The 26,130-nt window shown below is 69.4% G+C and carries 27 protein-coding genes and 1 pseudogene; 25 read left to right on the top strand and 3 right to left on the bottom strand.

Annotated elements, in window-relative coordinates; genetic code table 11:
* Nucleotides 1-38: 38 nt before the first annotated feature.
* The 5 genes and pseudogenes from EPN29_07150 to EPN29_07130 all read left to right on the top strand — a co-directional run bounded on the left by EPN29_07150 (nucleotide 39) and on the right by EPN29_07130 (nucleotide 6,738).
* Entirely contained in the window at nucleotides 39-800 is a 762-nt protein-coding gene (locus EPN29_07150; GenBank protein ID TAN32793.1) for an SDR family oxidoreductase, read from the top strand.
* 56 nt (nucleotides 801-856) lie between these two features.
* A complete protein-coding gene (locus EPN29_07145; protein ID TAN32910.1) occupies nucleotides 857-2,014 on the top strand; it encodes a pyridoxal phosphate-dependent aminotransferase in 1,158 nt (385 codons plus the stop codon).
* 87 nt (nucleotides 2,015-2,101) lie between these two features.
* Nucleotides 2,102-4,009 (top strand): annotated as a pseudogene (locus EPN29_07140) (formate dehydrogenase).
* The gene (locus EPN29_07135; protein ID TAN32792.1) at nucleotides 4,009-5,868 is read left to right on the top strand and encodes an NADH-quinone oxidoreductase subunit E; all 1,860 of its coding nucleotides are present in this window, start codon (nucleotides 4,009-4,011) and stop codon (nucleotides 5,866-5,868) included. The pseudogene EPN29_07140 and the gene EPN29_07135 overlap by 1 nt, the downstream one beginning before the upstream one ends.
* Nucleotides 5,869-6,738, top strand: a complete 870-nt coding sequence (locus EPN29_07130) for a Fe-S-binding domain-containing protein (protein TAN32791.1) — start codon at nucleotides 5,869-5,871, stop codon at nucleotides 6,736-6,738.
* Between the two features lie 55 nt (nucleotides 6,739-6,793).
* On the opposite strand, the gene EPN29_07125 is transcribed toward EPN29_07130, so the two are convergent.
* Both EPN29_07125 and EPN29_07120 read right to left on the bottom strand, forming a co-directional pair.
* Nucleotides 6,794-7,225 carry a hypothetical protein gene (locus EPN29_07125; GenBank protein TAN32790.1) on the bottom strand — a complete coding sequence of 144 codons (432 nt, stop codon included), beginning with the start codon at nucleotides 7,223-7,225 and terminating at the stop codon, nucleotides 6,794-6,796.
* 566 nt (nucleotides 7,226-7,791) lie between these two features.
* Entirely contained in the window at nucleotides 7,792-8,451 is a 660-nt protein-coding gene (locus EPN29_07120) for a sigma-70 family RNA polymerase sigma factor (GenBank protein TAN32789.1), read from the bottom strand.
* Between EPN29_07120 and EPN29_07115 the strand changes: the two genes are divergently transcribed.
* The 15 genes from EPN29_07115 (at nucleotide 8,445) to menC (ending at nucleotide 21,335) form a co-directional block, all read left to right on the top strand.
* Entirely contained in the window at nucleotides 8,445-8,984 is a 540-nt protein-coding gene (locus EPN29_07115) for a Fe-S cluster assembly protein HesB (GenBank protein TAN32788.1), read from the top strand. The genes EPN29_07120 and EPN29_07115 overlap by 7 nt on opposite strands.
* A 214-nt stretch (nucleotides 8,985-9,198) precedes the next feature.
* Nucleotides 9,199-10,557 carry an anthranilate synthase component I gene (gene trpE, locus EPN29_07110; protein ID TAN32909.1) on the top strand — a complete coding sequence of 453 codons (1,359 nt, stop codon included), beginning with the start codon at nucleotides 9,199-9,201 and terminating at the stop codon, nucleotides 10,555-10,557.
* 12 nt (nucleotides 10,558-10,569) lie between these two features.
* The gene (locus EPN29_07105; GenBank protein ID TAN32787.1) at nucleotides 10,570-11,148 is read left to right on the top strand and encodes an aminodeoxychorismate/anthranilate synthase component II; all 579 of its coding nucleotides are present in this window, start codon (nucleotides 10,570-10,572) and stop codon (nucleotides 11,146-11,148) included.
* Nucleotides 11,145-12,146, top strand: a complete 1,002-nt coding sequence (gene trpD, locus EPN29_07100) for an anthranilate phosphoribosyltransferase (protein TAN32786.1) — start codon at nucleotides 11,145-11,147, stop codon at nucleotides 12,144-12,146. The genes EPN29_07105 and trpD overlap by 4 nt, the downstream gene beginning before the upstream one ends.
* A gap of 14 nt (nucleotides 12,147-12,160) precedes the next feature.
* Nucleotides 12,161-12,934 carry an indole-3-glycerol phosphate synthase TrpC gene (trpC, locus tag EPN29_07095; GenBank protein TAN32908.1) on the top strand — a complete coding sequence of 258 codons (774 nt, stop codon included), beginning with the start codon at nucleotides 12,161-12,163 and terminating at the stop codon, nucleotides 12,932-12,934.
* The gene (locus EPN29_07090) at nucleotides 12,922-13,530 is read left to right on the top strand and encodes a phosphoribosylanthranilate isomerase (GenBank protein ID TAN32785.1); all 609 of its coding nucleotides are present in this window, start codon (nucleotides 12,922-12,924) and stop codon (nucleotides 13,528-13,530) included. The genes trpC and EPN29_07090 overlap by 13 nt, the downstream gene beginning before the upstream one ends.
* Nucleotides 13,424-14,755, top strand: coding sequence for a tryptophan synthase subunit beta (gene trpB, locus EPN29_07085; protein ID TAN32784.1), 1,332 nt, complete (start codon nucleotides 13,424-13,426; stop codon nucleotides 14,753-14,755). Before EPN29_07090 ends, trpB begins: the two co-directional genes overlap by 107 nt.
* Nucleotides 14,643-15,518 carry a tryptophan synthase subunit alpha gene (locus tag EPN29_07080; protein ID TAN32783.1) on the top strand — a complete coding sequence of 292 codons (876 nt, stop codon included), beginning with the start codon at nucleotides 14,643-14,645 and terminating at the stop codon, nucleotides 15,516-15,518. The genes trpB and EPN29_07080 overlap by 113 nt, the downstream gene beginning before the upstream one ends.
* Nucleotides 15,509-15,904, top strand: a complete 396-nt coding sequence (gene aroH / locus EPN29_07075) for a chorismate mutase (GenBank protein ID TAN32782.1) — start codon at nucleotides 15,509-15,511, stop codon at nucleotides 15,902-15,904. The genes EPN29_07080 and aroH overlap by 10 nt, the downstream gene beginning before the upstream one ends.
* Entirely contained in the window at nucleotides 15,901-16,917 is a 1,017-nt protein-coding gene (gene aroF, locus EPN29_07070) for a 3-deoxy-7-phosphoheptulonate synthase (protein TAN32781.1), read from the top strand. Before aroH ends, aroF begins: the two co-directional genes overlap by 4 nt.
* A gap of 19 nt (nucleotides 16,918-16,936) precedes the next feature.
* Nucleotides 16,937-17,755, top strand: coding sequence for a prephenate dehydrogenase (locus tag EPN29_07065; GenBank protein TAN32780.1), 819 nt, complete (start codon nucleotides 16,937-16,939; stop codon nucleotides 17,753-17,755).
* The gene (gene aroA, locus EPN29_07060) at nucleotides 17,755-19,008 is read left to right on the top strand and encodes a 3-phosphoshikimate 1-carboxyvinyltransferase (protein TAN32907.1); all 1,254 of its coding nucleotides are present in this window, start codon (nucleotides 17,755-17,757) and stop codon (nucleotides 19,006-19,008) included. The genes EPN29_07065 and aroA overlap by 1 nt, the downstream gene beginning before the upstream one ends.
* A complete protein-coding gene (locus EPN29_07055) occupies nucleotides 18,954-19,604 on the top strand; it encodes a hypothetical protein (GenBank protein ID TAN32779.1) in 651 nt (216 codons plus the stop codon). The genes aroA and EPN29_07055 overlap by 55 nt, the downstream gene beginning before the upstream one ends.
* A 7-nt stretch (nucleotides 19,605-19,611) precedes the next feature.
* Nucleotides 19,612-20,211 carry an NUDIX hydrolase gene (locus EPN29_07050; protein ID TAN32778.1) on the top strand — a complete coding sequence of 200 codons (600 nt, stop codon included), beginning with the start codon at nucleotides 19,612-19,614 and terminating at the stop codon, nucleotides 20,209-20,211.
* Nucleotides 20,208-21,335, top strand: a complete 1,128-nt coding sequence (gene menC, locus EPN29_07045) for an o-succinylbenzoate synthase (protein ID TAN32777.1) — start codon at nucleotides 20,208-20,210, stop codon at nucleotides 21,333-21,335. Before EPN29_07050 ends, menC begins: the two co-directional genes overlap by 4 nt.
* Here menC and EPN29_07040 read toward each other — a convergent pair.
* On the bottom strand, nucleotides 21,315-22,379 hold the full coding sequence (locus EPN29_07040; GenBank protein TAN32776.1) for a hypothetical protein: 1,065 nt from the start codon (nucleotides 22,377-22,379) through the stop codon (nucleotides 21,315-21,317). The two genes, menC and EPN29_07040, sit on opposite strands and share 21 nt — an antisense overlap.
* Between EPN29_07040 and EPN29_07035 the strand changes: the two genes are divergently transcribed.
* The 5 genes from EPN29_07035 to EPN29_07015 all read left to right on the top strand — a co-directional run bounded on the left by EPN29_07035 (nucleotide 22,314) and on the right by EPN29_07015 (nucleotide 26,008).
* Nucleotides 22,314-23,552 carry a threonine synthase gene (locus EPN29_07035; GenBank protein TAN32775.1) on the top strand — a complete coding sequence of 413 codons (1,239 nt, stop codon included), beginning with the start codon at nucleotides 22,314-22,316 and terminating at the stop codon, nucleotides 23,550-23,552. The two genes, EPN29_07040 and EPN29_07035, sit on opposite strands and share 66 nt — an antisense overlap.
* 2 nt (nucleotides 23,553-23,554) lie before the next feature.
* Nucleotides 23,555-23,839 (top strand): MoaD/ThiS family protein, encoded by a 285-nt coding sequence (locus EPN29_07030; protein ID TAN32774.1) that lies wholly within the window; start codon nucleotides 23,555-23,557, stop codon nucleotides 23,837-23,839.
* A 9-nt stretch (nucleotides 23,840-23,848) separates the two neighbouring features.
* A complete protein-coding gene (locus EPN29_07025) occupies nucleotides 23,849-24,088 on the top strand; it encodes a FeS-binding protein (protein TAN32773.1) in 240 nt (79 codons plus the stop codon).
* 78 nt (nucleotides 24,089-24,166) lie between these two features.
* Complete coding sequence (mnmA, locus tag EPN29_07020) at nucleotides 24,167-25,204, top strand: tRNA 2-thiouridine(34) synthase MnmA (GenBank protein TAN32906.1); 1,038 nt, start codon at nucleotides 24,167-24,169, stop codon at nucleotides 25,202-25,204.
* A gap of 9 nt (nucleotides 25,205-25,213) precedes the next feature.
* A complete protein-coding gene (locus EPN29_07015) occupies nucleotides 25,214-26,008 on the top strand; it encodes a hypothetical protein (GenBank protein ID TAN32772.1) in 795 nt (264 codons plus the stop codon).
* Nucleotides 26,009-26,130: the final 122 nt, after the last annotated feature.

The raw sequence follows: 26,130 nt of genomic DNA, 5'->3' as shown, positions 1-26,130 counted from the left end.
CGGGCGTCCGGGATGGCGCGTTACGCCAGAATTGGGTCGTGGACCTCGGCCTGAAGGACCGGCGCGCGCTGGTCACGGCGGCAAGCAGAGGGCTTGGTCGCGCGTGCGCCGAGGCTCTGGTCGCCGAGGGATCGCGCGTCTTCATCGCCTCTCGCGACGCCGCCTCGATCGAGGCGACGGGTAGGACGATCAAAGCGGCCGGATGGTCGGCCGCCGACGTGTCGGAGGACGGTCAGCCCGAGCTCCTGGTCAGCGGAGTCGCGGACCGGCTGGGGGGCGTCGACATCCTGGTCGTCAACGCGGGCGGCCCGCCCCCCGGCACTTTCCAGAGCACGCCCCTGGAGAGCTGGGAGGTTGGATTTCACCTGACCCTGATGAGCGCCGTGCGCCTGGTCAAGGCGGCGCTCCCTCACCTGCGGGCCTCGGACCAGGGCCGCATCGTTTTCATCACCTCGATCTCAGTTCGCCAGCCGATCCCCAACATCACCCTCTCCAACTCGCTGCGGGCGGCGGTGACCGGCCTCGCCAAGACGCTCGCCCGAGAGCTGGCGCCGGATCGGATCACGGTCAACTGCCTCGCACCCGACGCCATCCTCACGGACCGGATCCGCCAGCTGGCCGCCGGGGGAGGTGATCCGGAGGAGGGGCTCAGGCGGATGGCGGCCGGCTCGCCGATGAAGCGGCTCGGAGACCCGGCGGAGTTCGGCGCCGCGTGCGCGTTCCTCTGCTCGCGGCAGGCGGGGTACATCACCGGCCAGACGCTCGGCGTGGACGGCGGCGCGCTGGTCGGCGTCCACTGACCGTCCGGCGAAGACATTAGGATTTGCCGGTGACCGCCATTCGCTTCGCCGAGCGTATGTCCCGGCTCGGCACGGAGAGCGCTTTCGAAGTTCTGGCCAAGGCACGCCGCCTCGAGGCTGAAGGCAAGAACATCGTCCACCTCGAGATCGGCGAGCCCGATTTCGCCACGCCCGACAACATCGTCGAGGCGGGGATCTCAGCCCTCCAGCACGGTTACACGCACTACACGCCCGCGAGCGGGATCCTCGAAGCGCGGCAGGCGGTCGCCGGCTTCGTGACCCGGATGCACAAGACCGAGGTCGATCCGGCGGAGGTCGTGCTCCTGCCCGGGTCCAAGAACGTCCTCCTCTTCACGTTGCTGGCCTGCATCGAGCCCGGCGACGAGGTGATCCTGCCCGACCCCGGCTATCCCGCGTATGCGTCCCAGGTCAACTTCATCGGGGCGGTCCCGAAGGTCGTGACGTTGCGTGAGGAGAGCGGCTTTCGGATGGACCTCGACGAGCTCGCCTCCCTGATCACTCCCAAGACCCGGATGCTGATCATCAACACGCCGCAGAACCCGACCGGCGGCATCCTCACCGCCGAGGACGTGGCGTGCGTTTGCGAGCTGGCCCAGAAGCACGACCTGCTCGTGGTCTCGGACGAGATCTACAGCCAGCTCGTCTACGGCTTCCATCATGTTTCGCCGCTGTCACAGCCCGGCATGCGAGAGCGCACCGTGCTCATGGACGGGCTGTCGAAGTCGTACGCGATGACGGGATGGCGGCTGGGCTACGCGGTGGCGCCGCGAGCGCTGGCCGCCAAGCTCGACCAGCTGATGATCAACTCCTCGTCGTGCGCCGCGGGCTTCACCCAGATGGCCGCGATCGAAGCGCTGAGCACGGCCGAGTCGGCACAGGCCGTGAGCCGCATGGTGAAGGTGTTCGAGCGGCGGCGTGACCTGGTCGTGGACGGGATCAACGCGATTCCGGGGATGACGTGCACGCGGCCGCAGGGCGCGTTCTATGCGTTCCCGAACATCAAGGGGACCGGGTTCGGAGAGCGGGACCTGGCCGCCCGGTTGCTGGTCGAGGCGGGGGTGGCGGTGCTCCCGGGGACCGCGTTCGGCGAGGCGGGCGCCGGCTTCATCCGCATCGCGTACACGCAGTCGGAGGCGGAGCTCGGTCGGGGCCTGGACCGCATTCGAGAGTTCATCCGCGCGAATCCGCGCTGATCAGTCCCGCCCGCCGGCGTTCCGCCCGACCCACCCTCCGTGCCGCCCCCCTCGCCTCGAACCCGATCTCCTTATAGTGGTTTCGCCATGGATGAGGGCCTCCTCCGCCTGACCGAGCCGCTGGTCAGGGAAGGCGGGCGTCTGCGGCCTGCGTCCTGGGAAGAGGCGATGCGGCGGGCGGCGGCGGGATTCGAGCAGGCGAGGGCCCAGGGGCCGAACGCGTTCGGCATGTTCAGCTGCTCGAAGACGACCAACGAGATGAACTTCATGGCTCAGAAGTTCACGCGCGCGGTCATGCACAGCAACAACGTCGACAGCTGCAACCGAACTTGACACGCTCCCAGCGTCGCCGGTCTGGCGACAGTGTTCGGGGCCGGAGGCGGCACCTCGTCGTATCGCGAGGCTGAGGAGACCGATTTCGTCATCCTCTGGGGCTCGAACGCTCGCGAAACGCACCCGATCTTCTTCCACCACCTGCTGAAGGGCGTGCGCAACGGTGCCCGGCTCGCGGCCGTGGACCCGCGCCGCACCAGCTCGGCCGAGTGGGCGGATCTGTGGCTGGGGATCGACGTCGGCAGCGACATCGCGCTCGCCAACGCGATGGCGCGCGAGATCATCCACGCGGGGCTCGCGGACACCGAGTTCATCGCACGCGCCACGACCGGGTACGAGGCCTACGCCAGGTGCGTCGAGGCCTACACCCTGGACCGCGCCGAGAACGAGACCCGCGTCCCGGCCTCCGCGATCCAAGAGGTGGCCCTGGCCTACGCGCGCGCCGACCGAGCGATGATCTGCTGGACGCTCGGCATCACCGAGCACCACAACGCCACCGACAACGTCCTCGCCCTGATCAATCTCGCGCTGCTGACCGGCAAGGTCGGACGCTACGGCTGCGGCCTCAACCCGCTGCGCGGTCAGAACAACGTGCAAGGCGGAGGCGACATGGGCGCCATCCCGGCCAAGCTGCCCGGGTTCCAGGACATCGAGGACCCGGAAATCCACGCGAAGTTCGAACGCGCCTGGGGCGGCGCCACCTTCCCGTTGGAGAAGGGCTACCACCTGAGCGAGATGTTCGAAGCGATGGCGCGAGGCGAGCTGACGACGGCCTACATCGTGGGCGAGAATCCCGCGCGGAGCGAGGCCGACCAGAAGCGGGCGGTCGGCCTCCTGAGCGGTCTCGACCACCTGGTCGTCCAGGACATCTTCCTCACGCAGACGGCCGAGCTGGCCCACGTCGTGCTGCCGGCGGCGGCGGGGTGGGCGGAATCCGAGGGGACGGTCACCAACAGCGAACGCCGGGTGCAGCGAGTCCGGCGGGCCCTGGAGCCGCCGGCGGGCGCGCGCGACGACATCGACATCATCTGCGAGATGGCCCGCCGCCTCGGTTGCGCCTGGGGCCGGCCAACCGCGGAACGGGTCTGGGATGAGTGCCGCAGCCTGTCGCCGATGCACGCGGGCATGGCCTAACGGCGCCTGGACGAGCTGGGCGGGATCCAGTGGCCCTGTCTCGACGAATCGGACCCCGGGACCCAGTTCCTCCACGCGCGTCTGTGGCGGAACCCGGTCGAGGGCCCGCGCGCGCCGTTCCACGCCGTCGAACACGATCCGCCGGTCGACCGGTTGACCGACGACTTTCCCATCCGGCTCACGACCGGCCGCCGCCTCGATTCGTTCAACACCGGGGTGCAGACCGGCCTGTACAGTTCGCCGCTGCGCACGAAGGAGGCGGTGCTGATCTCACCGGCGGATGGCAAGGCGTTGGGAATTGGCGATGGCGAGCGGGTCCGAGCCAGCTCGCGACGCGGTTCGGTCGAGGTGCCCGTTCGGTTCGATGCTTCACTGCGGCCCGGGCTGGCCTTCCTGACCCTGCACTTCCCAGACCAGGTGGCGACCAACGTGCTCACCATCGACGCCACCGATCCCAGGTCCGGCACCGCCGAGTTCAAGGCGAGCGCGATCCGGATCGACAAGCTCGTCACGGCCGCGATTCCATAGTGGATATTCGGACCACCGGGGGAACCGCCTCCGCCGTCGAGATCGCCGCCATCGACAGCGTGCTGGGCGAACCAGCCTCGATCTGGGAGGGCGGCGCCCGCCGGCCTGAGGACGACCACGTCGCGCATGGAGGCTGGGCCGCCAGGTCGCGGCGCCCGATGCTGCTGCCGGTGCTCCATGCCATTCAGGACCAGGTGGGGTGGGTTAGCCGGGGCGCACTCGAGTACGCCTGCCGCCGCCTGACCATCCCGCCCGCGGAGGCCTATGGGGTGGTCAGTTTCTACGCGCGGTTCGCGCTCGAGGCGCGGCCCGCCCTCGCCCTGCACGTGTGTGACGACATCGCGTGCCAGAGCGCGGGCGCGGATGCGCTGGGCCGGGCGTTGGAGGCCGGGTTCGGCCCGGCGGGGACGCCAGGCGCCGCTGGCTCCGCCGTGTGGTATCGAAGCCCCTGCCTCGGCCTTTGCGATCGGGCGCCGGCCGGCCTGGCCGAGCGGGCGGGGACAGGCCGAGGCCGTGCCGAGATGCAGGTCGCGCCGCTCACCGTCGATGTCGCCCAGGTGGTCCTGGGTAGGGGCGAGTGGCCGGAACCGGGTGAACGCCCGCTGCCGCAGCGAGCTGGGTTGACGCTGCTGCGACGAATCGGCGTGACCGACCCGGCGAGCATCGACAGCTACCGGCACCATGACGGCTACACGGCGCTCCGGCGGGCGATCGAGCTCGGGCCGGAAGGTGTCATTCGCGAGGTCACCGAAGCCAGGCTGCTCGGCCGCGGTGGCGCCGCCTTTCCCACCGGTCGCAAATGGGACTCGGTCAGCAGGTCCCCGGTCGATCCGCATTTCCTGGTCTGCAACGCGGACGAGTCGGAGCCCGGGACCTTCAAGGACAGGGTGTTGATGGAAGGCGATCCCTTCGCCGTGGTCGAGGCGATGACGATCGCCGCGATCGCCACCGGCTGCGAGCAGGGCTACCTCTACGTCCGCGGCGAATATCCGTTGGCCCGGCACCGGATCGAGCACGCGATCGCCGAAGCCCGCGCCCACGGATTCCTGGGCGGCGATATCGAGGGCACGGGCATTCGCTTCGACATCGAGGTCCGCCGGGGCGCCGGCGCCTATATCTGCGGTGAGGAAACTGCCCTCTTCAACTCGATCGAAGGCAAGAGGGGCGAGCCGCGTAACAAGCCGCCCTTCCCGGTGCAGGCCGGCCTCTTCGGCAAGCCGACGCTGGTCAACAACGTCGAGACGCTGGTCAACGTGCTCGACATCGTGAACGAAGGCGGCGCCGCCTTCGCCGCCACCGGGACGCCCGATTCGACCGGCACGCGCCTTTTCTGCCTGTCCGGCCATGTGCGCCGGCCTGGGCTGTACGAAGTGGCGATGGGGACCACGCTGCGCGCGCTGATCGAACTGGCCGGTGGCCTGCGCGAGGGCAGGACGATGCAGGCGGTGCTCCTCGGCGGAGCGGCCGGCTCGTTCGTCACCGAACGGCATCTCGACGTCCCGCTCAGCTTCGAGGGCACCCAGGCGATCGGGGCGACGCTGGGCTCCGGCGCGGTGATCGTGCTCGACGACACCGCCGACATGAATCAGATCCTGCTCCGGATCGCTCGCTTCTTCCGTGATGAGTCCTGCGGGCAGTGCGTCCCCTGCCGCGTCGGGACCGTGCGGCAGGAGGAGGTCCTCCGCCGGCTGCTGAGCTCGCGCGACGGCGACGCGCGGCAGGGCGACATCAGCCTGCTGAACGACATCGCCCAGGCGATGCGCGACGCATCGATCTGCGGCCTCGGCCAGACGGCGGCGAACGCGATTTCATCCGCGGTGATGCAGCTCGGAGTGGTCGGAGGCGGCCACCGCTCATAGATGGCAGATAGAGTTTTCGTCGGCCTGCCCAAGCGCATGGTCCGCCTCACCGTCGACGGCCACGAGCTCGAGGTGCTCGAGGGTACGACCATCCTGGAGGCCTGCCGGCAGCTGCGGATCGACACTCCGACTCTGTGCCAGCTGGAGACGCTGACGCCGGTGAACGTCTGCCGGGTCTGCGTGGTCGAGGTCGAGGGTTCGCGGGTCCTGGTGCCGGCCTGCTCGCGCAAGGTCGAGCCGGAAATGAACATCCGGACCGACTCCGAGCGCGTGCGTCACAGCCGCCGGCTGGTCCTCGAGCTGCTGGCGTCATCGGTCGACATGTCGCTGTGCTCGGCGCAGGTCCACGGTTGGTTGGCGCGGTATGGTGCCACGCCGCAGCGCTTTGGGCAGGACGTCGCCACCGTGGCGCAGCCGGTCAAGATCGACAACGACCTCTACGTTCGCGATTACTCGCGCTGCATCCTCTGCTACAAGTGCGTCGAGGCGTGCGGCGTCGATGCGCAGAACACGTTCGCCATAGGAGTCGCGGGTCGCGGATTCGACGCCCACATCTCGACCGAGTACGCCGTGCCGCTGCCGGAGTCGGCGTGCGTCTACTGCGGCAACTGCATCGGCGTGTGCCCGACCGGCGCGCTCATGTTCAAAAGCGAGCACGACATGCGCGAGGCGGGCACGTGGGATGAATCCACGCAGAGCATCACCGAGACCGTGTGCCCTTACTGCGGCGTGGGCTGCATGCTCGAGCTCCACGTCCAGGACAACTCGATCGTCAAGGTGACGTCGCCTCTCGACCACAGCGTGACCGCCGGCCACCTCTGCGTCAAAGGGCGGTTCGGCTTCCAGTTCGTGCAGAAAAGAAAGCCATAAGAGAAGAGCCGGGCGACGCTCGCCCGGCCCTCGTCAGCGCGATCGAACCGTGACGCTAATCGCTCTCGCGTGCGCCGGCCGTCGTCGTTGCGCTCATGGTGTCGTCGCCGGTCTTCTGGTCTTTGGTCTTTTGCTGCTGAGCCTCGTTTTCGTCCTGGTCGGTGTCCTGGTCCTGGTCGTTCGCCTCCGGCTGCTGCTCGGCGGCCTGCTCCGCCTGCTGGGCGGCAAGCTCTGCAGCCTGCTCGGCCTGCTGGGCGGCGAGCTCGGCGGCGTCCGAGGCCTGCTCGTCGGTGACGGAGTTGGGCGCGGAGCCGGCCTGGTCCGGCGAGAGGCCGGTGCTGTCGGCCGCGCTGACGAGGCTGCCGATCAGCGAATCGCCGGTGGCGCGGGTGTCCGAGTGGGCCGCGACCGACGTGATCGCGAGGATCACTCCCGCCGCGGCGGCGGCGGTGGCGGCTCCGATCCTGAACATCGTTTTCTTGGGCACGCTTGTCCTCCTTGCTTACCTGGCCTGATGGACTTAAAACGCCTCGCCGCGGCCAAGTCGGAAGGCCCACTCAGTGATCGGCGGGGCTGGGCGAAGGGCTCGGTGAGTTGGTCTGAGATGGGCGGTCGGAGGACGCAGGGGACTCCGAGGGCTCGGGTCGGGGTGACCCGTGGGGGGTCGCTGCGGGTTCCGGCCGGGGGGACGCCTCGCGGTCGTGCGAGGGCAGGGGGGCCGCCCCAGGCTCATCCCCGCCCGGCTCACGATGCGGATTCGGGCTCGGCCTGAGGTCCGAGATCGGGCTGGTCTCCGGGGCGTGGCCCATGGATCCGATCGTGGACGCGGCACGCTGCGTCCACACGGCAGGGCTGGGGCTGCCCGTGGCCGCGGTGGCGCTCAGGGCGAGGATGCCGGCGGTGCCGATGGCGAGCAGCGCAGGGGCCAAGCGCCACACGCGTGCCGGCGGTGACATCGACCGGTAGCGGGCGTTGGTGAGGTATGGAGGGGGAGAAAGCCGATCCAGGGCGGCCTTCAGCCGCCATTCAAACCCCGGACCCAGCGGATCGTGCTCAGCGGTCGGCATATGAGTTTTGGTCCTGTTCTGAAGACAACGCCGCTCGGGGGTCAAGTGAGAAGCTCGGCTGCCCGGCGCCGGCGAGCAGGGAGCGCAATCGGCCGGCTGCCTGGCTCAAGCGCGCGCCCACCGTCCGCTCCGAAACACCGAGCGCGGCGGCGATCTCACGGTTGTTGTACCCGTGGTAGTGGCGCAGCACGATCGCCGCGGCCAGCTTCGGAGGGATGGCGCGGAGGGCGGTCAACAGGTCCGGGCGGAGTGCGATCTCGGCCGGGTCGTGACCTCGGGCGGGTTTCCCGAGGCGCCGCAGGAGCTCGCCGACCGAACGCAGACGCGCCCGGCGGCGGTAGGAGATCGCCTTGTTGACCGCAATCCTGTGGACCCACGCCTCGGCTGGTGCATCGGGGCGCCACCGCGGCCAGGCCCCGAACGCCTGCACGAAGGTGTCCTGGGCGCAGTCCTCGGCCTCGGCGGGATCGCCGAGGATGGCCGTCAGGGTCCGATAGACGCGCGGATAGGCGCTGCGATACAGCCGATCGAAGTCGTCTTTGGCCCCCGGCCGGTAGGTTTCCGCCTGCGGATCGGGCGCTGCCCCCACGCTTGCTATAACGCCGAAGGCTACATGCCCTGGTGGCCTAAAGTGAGAGCGTGCCAATCGTCTGGACCGGCAATCCGGCGGCCAACCAACTCCTGGAGACCGATCCGCTCGCCCTGCTGATCGGGCTGGTGCTCGACCAGCAGGTGAAGATGGAGAAGGCGTTCAACGGTCCCTACGAGCTCCAGCGGCGCCTGGGCCACCTGGACGCGGGCAGGATCGCGGCCATGGACCCCGACGAGCTGCTGGCCGCGTTCCGCGAACGCCCGGCGCTGCACCGCTTCCCGGGCACCATGTCGAAGCGCGTCCAGGCTCTCTGCCAGGCGGTCGTGAGCGACTATGGCGGAGATGCCGGCGCCGTCTGGAGAGAGCCCCGCGACGGGGACGACCTGGCGGCTCGCATCAAAAAGCTGCCCGGCTTTGGGGACATGAAGGTCAAGATCCTCGTCGCCGTCCTCGCCAAGAAGTTCGGGGTCCAACCCAGGGGTTGGGAGAAGCAGGCCGCGAACTGGCACACGATCGCGGACGTGGACACGGAGGAATCGATGGCGCATGCGCGCGAGGTCAAGCGCGAGATGCGCGCCGGCCGCTGACCCGTCCTCTGGTAACGTTTGCCACCCGGCGCGGCCAGAGTGAGCCGCGCGGCAAGACTGAGACGAGAAAGACTGAGACGAGAGAGGTACAGCTGGTGAGCCGGGCGCGCGCAGAGCGCATTTCGTGAAAGGTTGCACCCCCACCCGGGAGGAATCCCGGGCGCTGGCGAAGGACCATGCCCTCATCCCGGTTTACCGGGAGGTGCTGGCCGACATGCTCACTCCGGTCCGCGCCTACACGCTCCTGTGCCCGCCCGGCGCCCCTGGCTTCCTGCTCGAGAGCGTCGAGGGTGGCGAGCGCCTGGCCCGCTACTCCTTCATCGGCTTCGAGCCGCGGCCGCTGGATCTGGCAATTGCAGGTGACAAGCCGGCGCCGGGCGCAGCGCTTGCCGGAGGTGATCCGCTCGCCGCCCTGAAGGCGGTGGCCGCCGAGGTGACCGCGCCGGTCCCGGGCGTCCCGCGCTTTCACGGCGGGGCGGTGGGCTACCTGGGCTACGAGATGGCGCGCCACTTCGAGCGCCTGCCGGTCGCCAAGGGGGCGCCGCCGCCGATGCCGGAGAGCGCCTTCCTGCGCGCCGAGGACCTGGCGGTCTTCGACCACGTCACGCGACGCCTGAAGCTGCTGACGATCCACCGTCCCGACCGCGAGGACTACCAGGCGGCGGTCGATCGCATCGATCAGATGGAGATGCGCCTGGCTGGTGACCCGGCACCGGCCGCACCGCGCGGGGCCAATGGCGCGCGCTGGCAGTCCAACGTGACCGAAGGCCAGTTCCACGGCATGGTGGACGCCGCCCGCGAGCATATCCTCGCCGGCGACGCATTTCAGATCGTCGTGTCGCAGCGATTCCGCAAGCCGCTCGAGGCGAGCCCGTTCGATGTGTATCGCTGCCTGCGCGCGATCAACCCCTCGCCGTACATGTACTTCCTGGCGCTGGGCGGCGACCGGCACGTGGTCGGCACGTCGCCCGAGAAGCTCGTCCAGGTCGAGGGCAGGCGCGTCGAGACGAGGCCGCTGGCCGGAACGCGACGGCGGGGCGCCGACCCGGCGGAGGATCTCAGGCTCGAGAAGGAGCTGCTCAGCGACCTGAAGGAGCGCGCCGAGCACGTGATGCTGGTCGACCTCGGGCGCAACGACGTGGGCCGTGTCGCGCGGCCGGGCACGGTGAGCGTCGACCGCTTGATGGAGGTCGAGCGCTACTCGCACGTCATGCACATCTCCTCGACGGTCAGTGGCGAGCTTCGTGAAGGCTGCACGTCGCTGGATGCGCTGAGGGCGGCGTTCCCCGCCGGCACCGTCTCTGGGGCGCCCAAGATCCGCGCGATGGAGGTCATCGCGGACCTCGAGCCTGAGCAGCGCGGGGTGTATGCGGGATCGCTGGGTTACGTGAGTTTCGGCGGGAACCTGGACATGGCGATCACGCTCCGTACGGTGGTCGTGGCGGATGGCATCGCATACGTGCAGGCCGGCGCGGGGGTCGTCGCCGACTCCAGGCCCGAGCGGGAGTTCGAGGAGACGCTCGAGAAGGCTGATGCGATGTTCAAGGCCATCGAGATGGCCGAGAGCCTCTAAGAGGACCCGCGGATGGTCAATCTGGCGTTGATCGACAACTACGACTCCTTCACGTACAACCTGGTGCAGTACCTGGGCGAGCTGGGCTGCGAACCCGTGGTCCATCGCAACGACCGGGTCACGGTCGACGAGCTGGGCGGCTACGACGGGATCGTCATCTCACCCGGCCCGGGAACGCCGGCCGATGCCGGGATCTCGACCAGCGCGATTCGTGAGCTGAGCGGCAGGGTCGCCATCCTCGGCGTGTGCCTCGGCCACCAGTGCCTCGGCGAGGCCTTTGGCGGCCGGGTCGTCCGCAACGAGCCGGCGCACGGCAAGACCTCCTGGATCCGTCACGACAACTCGGGCGTGATGGCCGGCGTGAGCGACCCGTTCGAAGCCACGCGCTACCACTCCCTGATCGTCGAGCGGGCCTCGGTGCCGAAAGAGCTGATCGTCACCGCCTGGACTCCTGACGGAACTGTGATGGGACTGCGACACGTCAAGCACCCCACGTACGGCGTGCAGTTCCACCCCGAGTCGGTGCTGACCAGGGAGGGCAAAAAGATACTGTCCAACTTCCTGCGGCGCTCGGCCAGGGGTGCGGCTTGATCCAGTCGATCGCCAAGCTGGTGAGGCGCGAGTCTTTGACCGAGGACGAGGCCGCGGCGGCGTTCGAGGTGGTCATGCGAGGCGACGCCACCCCGGTGCAGATCGCGGGATTCGTCGTCGCGCTGCGGATGAAGGGCGAGACCGCGGACGAGATCACGGGTTTCGCTCGCACCGTGCGCGCCATGGCGACGCCGATCGCGGTGGACGGTGCGCTGCTCGACACCTGCGGCACCGGCGGCGACGGGCTGGCGACCTTCAACATCTCGACGCTGGCGGCCATCGTCGCCGCGGCCTGCGGCGCGCGCGTCGCCAAGCACGGCAACCGTGCCGCCTCTTCACTGTGTGGTTCTGCCGACGTGCTCGAGCAGCTGGGCGTGAAGATCGACCTCGGACCCGATGGCGTGGCCCGCTGCATCGAACAGGCCGGCATCGGCTTTCTCTTCGCGCCGGTGTTCCATCCGTCATTCCGCTTCGCCGGCGTGACGCGCCGCGAGCTGGCCATCCGCACCGTGTTCAACGTGCTCGGCCCGCTGTGCAATCCCGCCGGGGCCAGATACCAGGCGCTCGGCGTCGCGGACGGATCGTTGGCGCCGAAGATGGCCGATGTGCTCGTCCGCCTGGGCGTCGAGCGGGCGATCGTGTTTCACGCCGGCGACGGCATGGACGAGCTCTCGGTGAGCTCGCCGTCATTCGTGATCGAGATCGACGGCGCGCACAAGGAGTACCAGCTCGACCCGGCGGAGCTTGGCCTGGCCGCAGCCCCGCTCGAATCGATGCGCGGCGGAGGCCCCGAGCAGAACGCGCGCCTGGCGCGTGAGGTGCTGGAAGGCGCGGCCGGTCCTCGCCGCGACGTCGTCCTGCTCAACGCCGCGGCCGCGCTCCGGGCGGCCGGCCTGGCCAGGGATTGGAGGGAGGGCATCGGCCAGGCCGCGGAGGCGATCGACCAAGGGCGCGCCGGCGAGGTCCTCCAGCGCTGGGCGAGAATCTCACAGGAGTGAGCGCGGAAGAAGACCTGCTGGCCCGCCTGGTCGCGGAGGCCCGGCAGGACCTGCGGCGGCGGCGGGCGCTGATCTCGCAAGACCAGTTCGAACGCGCCGTGGCGTCGCACGTGCCGAAGGACTTCGTCGGGGCGCTGCGGGGTCCGGGGCTCGCGGTCATCGCCGAGATGAAGCAGCGCACCCCGAGCATGGGCGTCCTCTCGCAGGACTACCGGCCGGTGGACCTGGCACGCGCATACACCGAAGGCGGCGCCGCCGCCATCTCGGTGCTGACTCACATGGCGGGCTTTGGCGGCCGTCCCGAGCACGTCCAGGCGGTGCGTGTCGCGACGCCGCTCCCGATTCTCCGCAAAGACTTCATCACCGACTCCTACGAGGTGGCCGAGGCGAGGGCGTCGGGAGCGGACGCCGTCCTGCTGATCGTCGCCGCTCTCGACCGGCCGCGGCTGGCCGAGCTGATCCGGGTGGCGCGAAGCCGGGGCATCGCGGCGCTCGTCGAGGTGCACGACGAGGCCGAAGCGGCCGCCGCCCTGGACGCCGGCGCGCGGGTGATCGGCGTCAACCATCGCGACCTGCGGACCTTCACCGTCGACCTGACCCTCACCGAGAGGCTGCGCAAGGTGGTTCCGAGCGACGTGGTCCTGGTGGCGGAGAGCGGCATTCACACCCCGGACGACGCGCGCCGGATGCACGACGCGGGCGCCGACGCCATCCTGGTGGGCGAGGCCATCATGCGCGCGCCGGATCCCGCGGCCCGCATCAGGGAGTTGACCGCATGGTCCAGGTGAAGATCTGCGGCATCTGCGATGCCGGCGGCGCGCATGCCGCCGTCGAGGCCGGCGCCGACCTGCTCGGCTTCCATTTCTGCCCGTCCAAACGCGGGGTCTCCCCGGAGGAGGCGAGGGGCATCGTCGAGGGGCTGTCTTCGCGACCCTCGATCGTGGGCGTGTTCCTCGACCAGGATCCGCGAGAGGTCCGGCAGGTCGCGGACTTCGTCGGCCTGGACGTGCTCCAGCTCCACGGCTCCGAGCCTCCGGGGTTTGACGCCGGGCGGCCGGTGATGAAGGTGCTGAAGGTCAAGGACGGCCGGATCCCGGGCGTGGACGATTGGCCGGATCCGCTCATGCTCGACTCCTGGTCGCCGGACCAGCGGGGGGGCACCGGGCGCACGTGGGACTGGGAGCTCGCGCGCGAGTTTCTCGCCACGCGGCGGGTGTTCATCGCCGGCGGTCTGGAACCGGGTAACGTGGGCAGGGTCGTGAGCAGCTTCAAGCCATATGGCGTCGACGTGTCGAGCGGCGTCGAGGCCGCGCTTCGCATCAAGGACCCGGACAAGATGCGGGCATTCGTCAACGCCGTGCGCCTGGCCGAGGTCCCGGCGTGATGTGGAATCCGGCTCCGCACCCGACGCCTTCGGGCCGAGGGGGGAGGACCGCGTGACCCAACCGGTGGGCGGGCGCTTCGGCGCCTATGGCGGCCAGTACGTGCCCGAGACGCTGATGGGCGCGCTGGCGGAGCTGGAGAGGGTGTGGCGCGAGGCGAAGGCCGACACCCAGTTTCAGCTCGAGCTGGCCGGCCACAGGCATGCTTTCGTCGGCCGTCCCACCCCGCTTTACTCGGCCACCCGGCTCGGTGAGCACTTCGGCGGCGCCCACATTCACCTCAAGCGCGAGGACCTGTGCCACACCGGGGCTCACAAGCTGAACAACGCGGTGGGGCAGGCGCTGTTGGCTCTGCGGATGGGCAAGAAGCGCGTCATCGCGGAAACGGGAGCGGGCCAGCACGGCGTCGCCACCGCGACCGTTTGCGCGCGCTTCGGGCTCGAATGCACCGTCTACATGGGCACCGAGGACATGCGCCGACAGTCGATGAACGTGAGGCGCATGAAGCTGCTCGGCGCCGAGGTGATGGAGGTGACGAGCGGGACCAGGACGCTGAAGGACGCGACGTCTGAGGCCATCCGCGACTGGGTGACCAACGTCCGCACCACTCACTACATCATCGGTTCCGTGGTCGGACCTCACCCGTACCCGGAGATGGTTCGCGACCTGCAGCGGGTGATCGGTGACGAAGCGCGTGAGCAGTACCTGTCAGCCGACGGCAAGCTGCCCGACGTCGTCGTCGCATGCGTCGGTGGCGGCTCCAACGCGATGGGGATCTTCACCGCGTTCCTCGACGACAAGGACGTGGCGCTGGTGGGCGTCGAGGCGGCGGGCGAGGGCGTGAGGAGCGGTCACCATGCCGCGTCGATCGTCGGGGGACGCCCGGGCGTGCTGCACGGCAGCTTCTCGTACGTGCTCCAGGACCCGGACGGCCAGGTGCTGCCCACGCACTCGATCTCGGCCGGTCTCGACTATCCGGGCGTCGGCCCGGAGCACGCCTTCCTTCACGACTCCAAGCGGGTCGAGTACGTGGCCGTCACCGACAAGGACGCCGTCGCCGCTTTCAAGCTCTGCACGCGGCTCGAGGGGATCATGCCGGCGCTCGAGCCGGCGCATGCCCTGCATCACGCGGGCGTGCTCGCACGTGAGCTCGGGCCGGGCGGGCGCATCCTGGTCTGCCTGTCGGGCCGGGGCGACAAGGACATGGACTCGGTCGACGGTGGCTGAAGGCACCCGGCTCGAGCTGGCCCTGCACTCTCAAGGCGACTTAAAGTTGGTCGCCTACATGATGGCTGGGCACCCGACCAAGAAGCGCTCCATCGAGGTGGGGAAGAGGCTTGCCAACTCGGGCATCGCGGCGCTGGAGATCGGCATCCCGTTCTCCGACCCGCTGGCCGACGGCCCGGTCATCCAGCGCGCGGGCCAGGCGGCGCTCGAGCACGGCATGACCGTCGGAGGCGCGCTCGAGGTGGCCGCCGCGGTCGCGAACGAGGGCGTGCCGGTCGTGCTGATGACCTATATCAACCCGATCCTGGCGCAGGATCCCCGGCGCTTTGCCGCGGAGGCGGCTCAGGCCGGCGTCGCGGGCGTGATCGTGCCCGACCTCCCGGTCGAGGAGTCCGAGCCGGTGTCCGGGTGGCTGCGCTCCGCGTCGCTGGACACGGTCTTCATGGTCGCGCCGACCACGTCCGAAGATCGCCTCGAGTCGATCTGCGGACACTCCGCTGGATTCGTTTACTGCGTGACGGTCACCGGCATCACCGGGGCACGCAGAGAGCTGCCCGCAGGGATGGAGGAGCTCTTCAAGAAGGTGCGGCGCCACACCCAGCTGCCCATCGCGGCCGGGTTCGGGATCTCCCGCCCCGAGCACATGAAGGCGTTGCGCGGCAGCGCCGACGCGGCGGTGGTCGGCAGCGCCATCGTCGAGAAGATCGACGGCGGTGAGGACCCGGTGCCGCTCATCAAAGACCTGCTGAAAGCATGCCGGTGAGGGGGGTTCGCGGCGCGACCACCGCGACGGCGAACACGACCGAGGCGATCACCGACGCCACCGAGGAGCTGCTGCGCGAGCTCGTCCGCCTCAACGACCTCGACCCGGCTGAGATCTGCTTCGCCTACTTCACGACGACGCGCGACCTGACCGCCGAATTTCCAGCGTTCGCGGCCCGCAAGCTGGGCTGGCTGGACGTGCCGCTTCTGTGCGGGCATGACATGGACGTCCGGCCGCCGAACCCGCGCGGCGTGCCGATGTGTGTGCGTATCCTGCTGCTTTACAACACCTCACGACCGCAGTCGGCGATGCGCTTTGCGTACCTGCGGGGTGCGCAGGCGATCAAAGTCGACCTCGACTATCTCAGGGGGTCTTTAACACCGTGATCATTGTCATGTCGCACACCGCGACCGAAGCCGAGATCAAGGCGGTCGTCGACCGCGTGCACGAGATCGGCCTCAAGACAGAGCTGTCCCGCGGCGAGGAACGGGCTCTGGTGGGGGTCATCGGCGGCAACGCATACGCCTACAAGGAGGCGTTCTCGCACCTCGCCGCCATCCACGAGATCATCCCGATCACCAAGCCGTTCAAGCTGGCCAGTCGCGAATTCCGGCCGGTCGACACGGTGGTCGACGTGGGCGGGGTGAAGATCGGCTCGGACGAGGTCGTGATGATGGCGGGTCCCTGCTCGGTGGAGGGTGAGGAGATGCTCCTCGAAACCGCCCGCCACGTCGCCAAGCAGGGCGCCCGGCTGCTACGAGGCGGAGCGTTCAAGCCTCGCACCTCGCCCTACTCGTTCCAGGGCCTGGGCGAGTCCGCCCTGAAGATGATGGCGACGGCACGTGCGGAGACGGGGCTCAAGGTGGTGACCGAAGTGGTGTCGACGGGCGACGTCGAGCTGGTCGCGCGTTACGCGGACGTGCTCCAGCTCGGGACGCGCAACATGCAGAACTACGCGCTGCTGCAGGAGGCGGGGCGGTCGGGCAAGCCGGTGCTCCTGAAACGGGGCATGTCGTCGACCATGGAGGAGTGGCTGCTGGCGGCCGAGTACATCCTGTCGCAGGGCAACCGAGACGTGATCCTGTGCGAGCGCGGCATCCGGACCTTCGAGACCGCGACCCGGTTCACACTGGACCTGAACGCCGTGCCGCTGGCGCGCGAGCTGTCACATCTGCCGATCATCGTCGACCCCTCCCAGGCGACCGGCAAGTGGTCGCTCGTGCGACCCATGGCGCTGGCGGCGGTCGCGGCCGGCGCCCATGGCCTGATCGTGGAGGTGCACCCGACGCCGAACCAGGCGCTGTCCGACGGCGCCCAGTCGTTGGACTTCCATTCCTTCGACCACCTGATGTCCGACCTCCGGCGGCTCCTCGCCTCGATGGCCAAGCAGCTCGCGTAAGTGCCCCGCCACTAAGTCGATGCCTGCCGTCGCGGTCGTCGGCCTTGGCCTGATGGGCGCTTCGTTCGCCTTGGCGCTGAAGGCGGCGCGGCCGGACGTCGTGGTCGTCGGCAGCGACCGCGATCCCGCGACGGTGCGCAAGGCGCTCGATCGCGGGATCGTGGCCAGCGCGTCCACCGACCTGGGTGCCGTCGAGATCGCCGACCTGGTGGTCGTCGCGGCTCCGATCCGGGCGATGCGGGAGGTGTTTGGCAACCTGGCCGGCAGAACCGCCGGCAAGGTGGTCACGGACATGGCGAGCACCAAAGCCGACGTCATGGAGTGGGCCGCGGCTGCCGGGATCGACCTGGTGGGCGGCCATCCGATGTGCGGCAGGGAGGTGGCCGGCATCGACGGCGCCGACGCGTCGATGTTCAGGGATGCGCCCTGGGCGCTGACACGGGCCGAGCCCATGACGAGCGGCCTGGTGGAGGCGGTCGGCGCGCATCCGATGGTGATGAGCGCCCAGACTCACGACCGCCTGGTCGCGGGCGTCAGCCACGCCGCCTTCCTGCTGTCGGTGGGTTACGTCCTGGCCCTTTCGCGGCGTGCCGATTGGCCCGAGGCGGCCCGCCTCGCGGCGTCCGGCTTCCGTGACATGAGCCGGCTCGCCGCCGGTGACCCCGAGCTCTACGCGGGCGTGGCGCGCACCAACCGCGCGAACATGCTGGAACAGCTCGACGCCGTCAGCGCCGAGCTGGCGCGCCTGCGCCGGCACCTGGAGGCGGACGATCCCCGCCTGGTCGAGCTCTTCGAAGAGGCGCGATCGGTGCGCGAGCGCTGGGCCCGCCCGTCGTGATCGCGAGCGTTCGCCGGCCTCGGAGCCTCGAAGGCGAGGTCCGGCTTCCGGGCGACAAGTCGATCTCCCACCGTGCGCTCATCTTCGGCGCGATCGCCTCCGGCCGCAGTCGCCTGCGCGGGCTCTCGAACGGCGCGGACGTGAATTCGACCGCGCGGTGCCTGCGCGCCCTGGGCGCCGAGCTCGACGGCTCGACGCTCGCCGGTTGCGGGGTGCGCGGGCTGCGTGAGGCCAAGGGCCCTCTCGACTGCGGCAACTCCGGCACGACCATGCGCCTGCTCGCCGGCCTGCTCGCCGCACAGGAGTTCGCGAGCGAGCTGCAAGGTGACGAGTCCCTGTCGCGGAGGCCCATGGATCGCGTGGTGACTCCGCTGCGCGAGATGGGCGCGCGTGCGGACTGGCCGCCCCTGCGGGTGGGCGGGCAGGTGCCGCTTCAGGGCATCGAGTACCGCCAGCCGGTGGCGAGCGCCCAGGTCAAGTCCGCCATCCTGATCGCCGGGCTCTTCGCCGATGGCGCCACCACGGTGATCGAGCCGGTGGGGACCCGCAACCATACGGAGCTGATGCTGAAGGCGATGGGCGCGGACGTGAGGGTCGACGGCCGGCGGGTCGGGGTCGCCAGGACAGACCGGCTCGAGCCGCTCGACATGGAGATTCCCGGCGACCTGAGCGCCGCCGCCTTCTGGCTCGTCGCCGGTGGGCTCGTCCCCGGTTCACGGCTGCGTCTTCCGGGCGCTGGGGTCAACCCGACACGAACCGCCTTCATCGACCTGCTGCGAACGTTCGGAGTGCGCGTCGCCATGTCCAACGAGCGCACGGAGGGCGGCGAGCCGGTGGCCGACCTCGAGGTCGGGCCGGCGGCCGGGCTGCGACCCTTCGAGATCACCGGCGCGATGTCCGCCGAGATGATCGATGAGCTGCCGGTGCTCGCGGTCGCGGCCACGCAGCTGCCGGGTCGCAGCCTGATCGCGGATGCGGGCGAGCTGCGCGTCAAGGAGTCCGATCGCATCGCGGCGATGGCCGAAGGACTGCTCGCCATGGGGGCGGACATCACCGCCGAAGACGACGGCTGGACGATCCATGGACCGAGTCACCTCGAAGGCGCGCGCGTCCGCTCGCGTGGCGACCATCGAATCGCGATGGCGCTCACGGTGGCCGGGCTGCTTGCGGATGGCGCCACCGAGATCGAAGACGCCGGGTGTGTCGACATCTCGTATCCGGGCTTTTTCGACACCCTCGAATCCCTGTGCTGAAGGTTCGCTGCGAGATCGAGGTCGAGCCGGTCACGCTCGAGCTGTACGAGCTCGAGGTCACGGAGCCCCGCGAGGACTTCGAGCTCGAGGTGGCGCGCGCACTGCAGGCGGCCCGCTCCGGCGAGGTCGGGCAGGTCAGCCGGGCCAGGGAGCTGTACCGCCGTTTCGGCGTCGATCCGACGCGTGTGCGCCCGTCCTCCGAAGCCCTCCTGCGGCGGTTGAAGAAGGGGGATCCGCTGCCCCGGATAAACTCCCTGGTCGATGTCGCCAACGCGCTCTCCGTGCAGCTCCAGGTGCCGGTCGGGCTCTACGACCTGGACAAGATCAAGGGCGGGGAGCTGGTGATCAGGCTGGGCGCCGATGGAGAGGGCTACCTCGGCATCGGCAAGGAGCGCGTCAACGTGGCGGGCCGAATCTGCGTCGCCGACGCCGAGGGGCCTTGCGGCAACCCGAGCTCCGATTCCGCGCGCACCATGATCACGACCGACACCGAGCGTGCGGCCTGGATCTACTTCCTGCCCGTCGCCGACGAGGTCGTCGATCGGACGGCCGAGCTCGTCGCGGTGTTCGGCCGCGGCCTGATCCGGATGGTGTGATCCGAGCTTGAGACCGGCTTCCGAGGAGGTCCTGTGCGTGAAGCGGGAGGACATCTTCCCCGACGGAGCCTGGCACGGGTTCGTGAGCCGGGATCTGGAGCGCCACCAGGCCGTGATCCGCGACCGCCACCTGTTCATGACGCGTGCTTCGGTCGAAGATGATCCGACCTACCAGCAGATCATCCCCTACGTCGTCTTCCGGCATGCGGACCGCTATTTCCTCACCCACCGGCTGCGCGCATCTTCGGAGAAGCGCCTGCGCAAGCAGTACTCGCTGGGCGTCGGCGGCCATGTCAACCCGCAAGACCTCGAAGCCGGCGATCCCATCCTGGACGGCCTGAAGCGCGAGTGGCGAGAGGAGGTCGTCTACGACGGCCGGTTCGAAGCCAAGCTCCTGGGGTTGCTGAACGACGACTCGTCGCCGGTGTCCAGGGTGCACCTCGGGGTAGTCTTCCTGGTGGACGGCGACTCGCCGAACATCTCGATCCGTGAAACCGACAAGCTGGCGGGTGAGCTGCTGACCCTGGACGAGATGCGCATCTACTACCTCGGCATGGAATCGTGGTCGCAGATGGTGTACGACCGCCTGACGTTGGGGGCCTCGTGAAGCTGCAGGCCGTCGAGCTGCGCCGCGTGCGCATGTCGCTGGTGGCTCCATTCGAGACGTCTTTCGGAGTCCAGACGGAGCGCGACATCCTGCTCCTGAAGGCCGCCACCAGCGAGGGTGAGGGCTGGGGCGAGTGCGTCGCCGCCGAGGAGCCGACTTACTCATCCGAGTACGTCGATGCGGCCGAGCACGTGCTGATCCACCACCTGCTGCCCCGACTGTTCGCCGAGCCGCGCCTCGAGGCCGCTGACGTGGCGAGGTCGCTGCGTCCCGTTCACGGCCACAACATGGCCAAGGCCGCGATCGAGATGGCCGTCCTCGACGCGGAGCTCCGCGCTCGCGGTGAGTCGTTCGGCCATTACTTCGGCGCCGTGCGCCCGGCCGTCGACTGCGGCGTCTCGGTCGGCATCCAGGCCTCAATCCCCGCGCTCATGCAAACGGTCGGTGACTATCTCGACCAGGGCTACAGGCGGATCAAGCTGAAGATCAAGCCGGGGTGGGACATCGAACCGGTGCGCGCGGTGCGCGAGCGATTCGGAGACGTGCCGTTGCAGGTCGACGCCAACACCGCCTATGCCGCGTCCGACGCACGGCACCTGGCCGAGCTGGATGCCTTCGGTCTGCTGCTGATCGAGCAGCCGCTGCCGGAGGATCAGGTGCTGGCGCACGCAGAGCTCGCGCGGGTGGTGCGCACGCCGATCTGCCTGGACGAATCGATCACTTCGGAGCAGGCCGCGGCCGACGCCATCCGGCTGGGCGCCTGTCAGATCATCAACATCAAACCAGGCCGTGTCGGAGGCTACCTCGAAGGGCGCCGGATCCACGACCTTTGTGCGGCGCATGGCATCGCCGTCTGGATGGGCGGGATGCTCGAGACGGGCCTGGGCCGCGCCGGCAACGTGGCCATGGCGGCGATGCCGAACTTCACCCTGCCAGGCGACACCTCCGCCTCAGACCGCTACTACCGCCGCGACATCACCGAACCGTTCGTCCTCGACGAGGGGCGCCTGAGGGTGCCGGCCGGGCCGGGCCTGGGCGTGACGGTCGATGAGGCGTTCCTGAAGGAGATCACCCACCGGACCCGAACGGTCGAGGCGGGCCGCTCAGGTCAGGCCCTTTCGTAAGCCCGGCGGCCGCACGGCGAGCAGGTCGGTCATCGGGCTCGCGCTTGCCGCCCGTCCGAGGCGGGGCAGGCCGAGCTGGTCCTCGATCGTCGCCAGCAAAGAGAAGTGGTCGTAGGCGCGGTTGCTCTGATGCACGAGGGGGTCCGGGTGGATGACCAGGGTGAGCACGCTGTTCGCGGGATCCCCGCCCTCATCCCACGTGATCAGGAGCAGCCCGTCGTCCTGCCAGGCGCTGGAGGCGGTGATCGTCCCGACGGTTTGGGCCAGCCAGGCGGCGGCCGCCGAGCTCGAGCAGTCATGGCCGTCGTGACACATGTTCGGCGTGATCCAGACGAAACGCGGGACGTTGCCGGACATGGCGACCGCGAACTGGGTGAACGGCACTACCTGGGGCGGGCACGCGCTGCCGTAGTACGCGAACGGGTTGTGCTTCAGCGCGTAAGGATACGGGCTGTGGAAGCAGCCGTTCGTCATCCCCTCCATGAACGCGCGCCAGTCGATGCCGGCAGCGGTCAGCTGCGCGCCGAGCCCGCCGGGCGGCAGCGGGTGAAAGCCGTCATCGGCGATACCCCAGGTACTGCCCGAGGTGAGGGCGAGATAGTTGGGGAGGCTGGGGTGCGCAACGCCGTGGTAGTTGATGGCGGCGCCGTACTGCGCGGCCAGCTGTGCCGTGTAGCGGTTGGCGATCGCCTGGGCGTAGCTGCGGTTCTCCATCACGATCACGAAGACGTGCGTGAGAGCGGGCGCCGGCGCCGGAGGCGGGGTCGGGGTCGGGGTCGGGCTGGGCTGTTGCTGGACGACCGGCGCCGGGGTCGGGCTGCGATGGGCTTGCGCCGCGGCCGGGTGAGCGCAGGCGGCAAGCAGTTCTGCTGCCACCAGCAGGGCGACTGACTTGATCCACATCGAGCCTACGATCCGAGTGGCTCCGTTTCCGCCTGACCCGAGCAAGTGATCCGACTCCAACTCTAAACTGAGCTCGTGCCCAAGCTGCTCGGATTGCGCTGTCGCGAATGCGGGGCGGAGTATGAGCTCCAGGCGACGCATGTGTGTGAGATGTGCTTCGGTCCGCTCGACGTGGCCTTCGATAAAACCGCGCTCAAGAAGGTGGTGAGCCGCCGGCGAATCGAGCAGGGCCCGCCGTCGATGTGGCGCTATCGCGACCTGCTCCCCGTCGAGGAGTCGACCGCGGTCGTCACCCTGGGCGAGGGCTTCACCCCGCTGGTCAAGGCGGACCGGCTCGGCGCCGAGCTGGGGCTGCGCAATCTCTACCTGAAGAACGACAGCATGAACCCGACCAACTCCTTCAAGGACCGGGTGGTGTCGGTCGCCATCAGCTGGGCCCGGGCTCACGGCTTCGAAACCATCGCGTGCGCGTCGACGGGCAATCTGGCCAATGCCGTGGCCGCCTACTCGGCCCGGGCCGGTCTCGAATGTTTCGTCTTCGTCCCGGTGGACCTCGAGCCGGCCAAGATCGTCAGCATCGGGGTCTTCGATCCCAACGTCGTCGCCGTGCGGGGCAATTACGACGAGGTCAACCGGCTGTGCAGCCAGCTCGTCGAGTCGACGCCGTGGGCGTTCTGCAACATCAACATCCGGCCTTTCTATGCCGAGGGTTCGAAGACCCTGACCTTCGAGACCGCCGAGCAGCTCGGCTGGAAGCTGCCGGACGAGATCATCATCCCGATCGCCAGCGGTTGCCAGTTCGTGCGTCACCGCCAGGCGGTGCGCGAGCTGATGGAGTTCGGCCTGGTCTCCGACGATCGCCTTCCGGCGTTGACGGGCGCGCAGGCACTGGGCTGCGCTCCGGTCTACAACGCGTTTCACTCGGAGACGCCCGAGCGCGTGCTGCCGGTCAAACCCGACACCATCGCCCGATCGATCGCCATCGGCAACCCGTCCGATGGGATGTACGTCAACCGGATCGCACGCGAGACGAAGGGCGTGGTCGAGGCGGTCACCGAGACGGAGATCGTGGCCGCGATGCGCCTGCTCGCGCGCACCGAGGGGATCTTCACCGAGACCGCGGGCGGGGTGACGATCGGCGTGCTCGCCAAGCTCGCGAAGGCGGGTCGGTGGCGGGGCGACGAGGTCGTGGTAGCTTACGTCACCGGACACGGCCTCAAGACGGCCGACGTTCTCGCCTCCGTGGACGGTCATGCGAGACGGGTGGAAATTGATCCGACGTTAAAGTCATTACGTGAAAAGGTGAATATCTGAAGATGCCGCAGTTTCGAATCCCTGGACCCCTCCGCCGTCTGTCCGAAGGACAGGTCACCGTGGCCGTCGACGCGACGGACCTCGGCGCCGCCATCGCGGCGCTTGATGCCCGCTACCCCGGATTTAAAGACCGCCTGCTCGATGAGAGCGGCGAGCTCCGGCAGTTCGTCAACGTGTACCTGAACGACGAGGACGTCCGTCTCGGTTCGGGCCTCAAAGCCCAGGTCAGCGAGCGGGACGAGATATCGATCGTGCCCGCCGTGGCGGGGGGCCGGCGCCGACCTTAGACTTCGGCCATGGGACGCCGCCGCCTGAAGCTCGTCTTCGGCCCTGCTCTGGTCAAGGAACCGGTCATCTACCAGCTGGGCAGGAGGTTCGAGATCGTGACCAACATTCGCCGCGCCGACGTGACGCGAGATCAAGGTTGGGTGCTGCTCGAGATCACGGGTGAGGCGGAGGAGCTGGACCGGGGCGTCGCCTATCTCGAATCACGCGGCGTCAAGGTGGAGCCCACCGAGGGCGATCTCGTTGAGTAGCCGGGGCCACGAGACGGCAGACGGGTCGGGCGAGGGCACTCAGCTCGTGGCCGGGCGCACGTGAGGATCGCAGTCGCGATGTCGGGCGGCGTGGACTCCTCGGTCGCGGCCGCGCTGCTGCAGGCCCAGGGTCACGACGTCGTCGGCGTCACCCTGCAGCAGTGGCCGAGGGATGACGCCGAGGAATCGGCGCGGCACGGCGGCTGCTGCTCGTTGTCGGCAGTCGAAGACGCGCGGCGAGTGGCGTCTCTACTGGGCCTCCCCTACTACTGCTGGAACCTCGAAAAGGAGTTCGGCGAGAGGGTCATCGAACCCTTTCACCGCGATTACCTCGAGGGCCGGACGCCCAACCCATGCGTGCGCTGCAACGCCTTCGTGCGCTTCGACCTCATGCTCGCCCGCGTCCTCGAGCTCGGCTTCGACCGCCTCGCGACCGGTCACTACGCGCGCATCGTCCAGGGCTCGGACGGCCCCGAGCTGCACGCTGCCGTCGACCCTGCCAAGGACCAGTCCTACATGCTCTATCACCTCGACCGCGAGCGCCTCGCGCGCATCGTTTTTCCCCTCGGCGGCATGACCAAGGGCGAGGTCCGCGAGCACGCGCGCGAGTTCGGGCTGCCGGTTGCCGACAAGGCGGAGAGCCAGGAGATCTGCTTCGTGCCCCGCGGCAAGACGGCACGCTACCTGGCGGAGCGGCTGCCGGTGCGCGCGGGCGCGGTCGTCGACTCGGTCGGTCGCGAGCTCGGCACCCATCGCGGCGCCGCGCTGTACACGGTCGGCCAGCGCAGCGGATTTGGTGACCTAGCCGAAGCCGGCCCATGGTACGTGCTCCGGGTCGACGTGGCGTCCAACCGGCTCGTGGTCGGGCGCCGGGACGCGCTCGGGGCACGCGAGGTCGACCTGCGCGACATGAGCTTTGTCGGTGAGGCGACCGAGGGGCCGCTAGCCTGCGAGGCCCGCCTCCGCTACCACGCCACGCCGATCACCGCCGTGTACGAGGCAGGCCGGCTGGCGCTCGAAGAGCCGTTCCTCGGCGCCGCGCCCGGCCAGGCCGCTGTGCTCTACTCGGGGACCCGGGTCCTCGGTGGAGGGATCATCGCCGCCGCCAGGGCGTAGCTCGCCGGCTTGAGCGGGCACCCGGACCTGGCCGCCGCGGCATTCCATTGGCTCGAGTACGTCGGGCTGCTCGGGGGCCTGGGCTCGTTCGTCGTCAGGCGGCTGGCCTCTCACCCGCCGCGGATCCCGTGGGCGCGCCCGCCCATGGCGATCGCGTTCGCCGCGGCGTTCGCCGGCGGCCTTGGCGTGATCACGCTGGAGGCGCTGGAAGGATCGGGTTCGGCCGCGGGCGCCCTGGCCTTCCTGATCGGTGGCGCCGGCGGCTGGGTGCGCATCGTGCGCGTGGCGGCCGAGGGGCTGGCGCTCCTGTTCTGCGTGCGCGGCCTGCCCTACGTGGCTCCGATGACGGCGCTCGCGGCCGCCTCCCTGGCCCTGGCCGGCCACTCCACGGCGGTCGAGCCTCCCGCCGGCGCCGAGTTCGCCGACGCGATCCATGTGCTTTCCGCGGGCATGTGGGCGGGCGGCATCCTGGCGCTTGCGACCCTGCGTCCGCCCGGCGGCTGGCGCGGCCCCGAGGCGCGGATGCTGCTCGGCCGTTTCTCGAGCGTGGCGCTGATCGCGTTCGGGGTGACGGCGCTCACCGGCGTGCTCCGGGCGACCGAGCAGCTGTCCGGGGTCAGCGACCTCTGGACCACGCCTTACGGGCTGGTCCTGGGGCTGAAGTCCGCCGGGGTGTTGGCGATGCTCGTCCTGTCCTCGCTGGCCTGGCGTCGTGGGCTGCCGGTGGCCCGAGTCGAGGCCGGAGCCGCGGTCGCGGTCGCCGGCCTGACGGCGCTGCTGGCCGCTTTCCCGTTTCCGGCCTAGTGTGAACAGCGCACGAGATGTCGCGACAGTCGCGGCTCATCGTGGGCGCATCTTCCGAGCACCATAGACCAGTTCGGCCGGTGGTCGACCTTGGTTACGCCGACCGGTGTGTGCACGCTCGT

This window comes from bacterium (assembly GCA_004299235.1).
Lineage (GTDB): Bacteria > Chloroflexota > Dormibacteria > Dormibacterales > Dormibacteraceae > SCQL01.
The sequence above is the reverse complement of the archived record's forward strand: the minus strand, read 5'-3'. Positions and strand labels throughout refer to the sequence as shown.

Coding starts and splice junctions, on each gene's coding strand:
- EPN29_07145 (TAN32910.1), top strand. CDS start 857: ATGTCCCGGCTCGGCACGGAGAGCGCTTTCGAAGTTCTGGCCAAGGCA.
- EPN29_07130 (TAN32791.1), top strand. CDS start 5,869: ATGGCAGATAGAGTTTTCGTCGGCCTGCCCAAGCGCATGGTCCGCCTC.
- trpE (TAN32909.1), top strand. CDS start 9,199: ATGCTCACTCCGGTCCGCGCCTACACGCTCCTGTGCCCGCCCGGCGCC.
- EPN29_07105 (TAN32787.1), top strand. CDS start 10,570: ATGGTCAATCTGGCGTTGATCGACAACTACGACTCCTTCACGTACAAC.
- EPN29_07090 (TAN32785.1), top strand. CDS start 12,922: ATGGTCCAGGTGAAGATCTGCGGCATCTGCGATGCCGGCGGCGCGCAT.
- trpB (TAN32784.1), top strand. CDS start 13,424: ATGGCGTCGACGTGTCGAGCGGCGTCGAGGCCGCGCTTCGCATCAAGG.
- EPN29_07080 (TAN32783.1), top strand. CDS start 14,643: ATGCCCTGCATCACGCGGGCGTGCTCGCACGTGAGCTCGGGCCGGGCG.
- aroH (TAN32782.1), top strand. CDS start 15,509: ATGCCGGTGAGGGGGGTTCGCGGCGCGACCACCGCGACGGCGAACACG.
- EPN29_07065 (TAN32780.1), top strand. CDS start 16,937: ATGCCTGCCGTCGCGGTCGTCGGCCTTGGCCTGATGGGCGCTTCGTTC.
- EPN29_07040 (TAN32776.1), bottom strand. CDS start 22,379: ATGCGTCGCCTGGAGCTCATACTCCGCCCCGCATTCGCGACAGCGCAA.
- EPN29_07030 (TAN32774.1), top strand. CDS start 23,555: ATGCCGCAGTTTCGAATCCCTGGACCCCTCCGCCGTCTGTCCGAAGGA.
- EPN29_07025 (TAN32773.1), top strand. CDS start 23,849: ATGGGACGCCGCCGCCTGAAGCTCGTCTTCGGCCCTGCTCTGGTCAAG.
- mnmA (TAN32906.1), top strand. CDS start 24,167: ATGTCGGGCGGCGTGGACTCCTCGGTCGCGGCCGCGCTGCTGCAGGCC.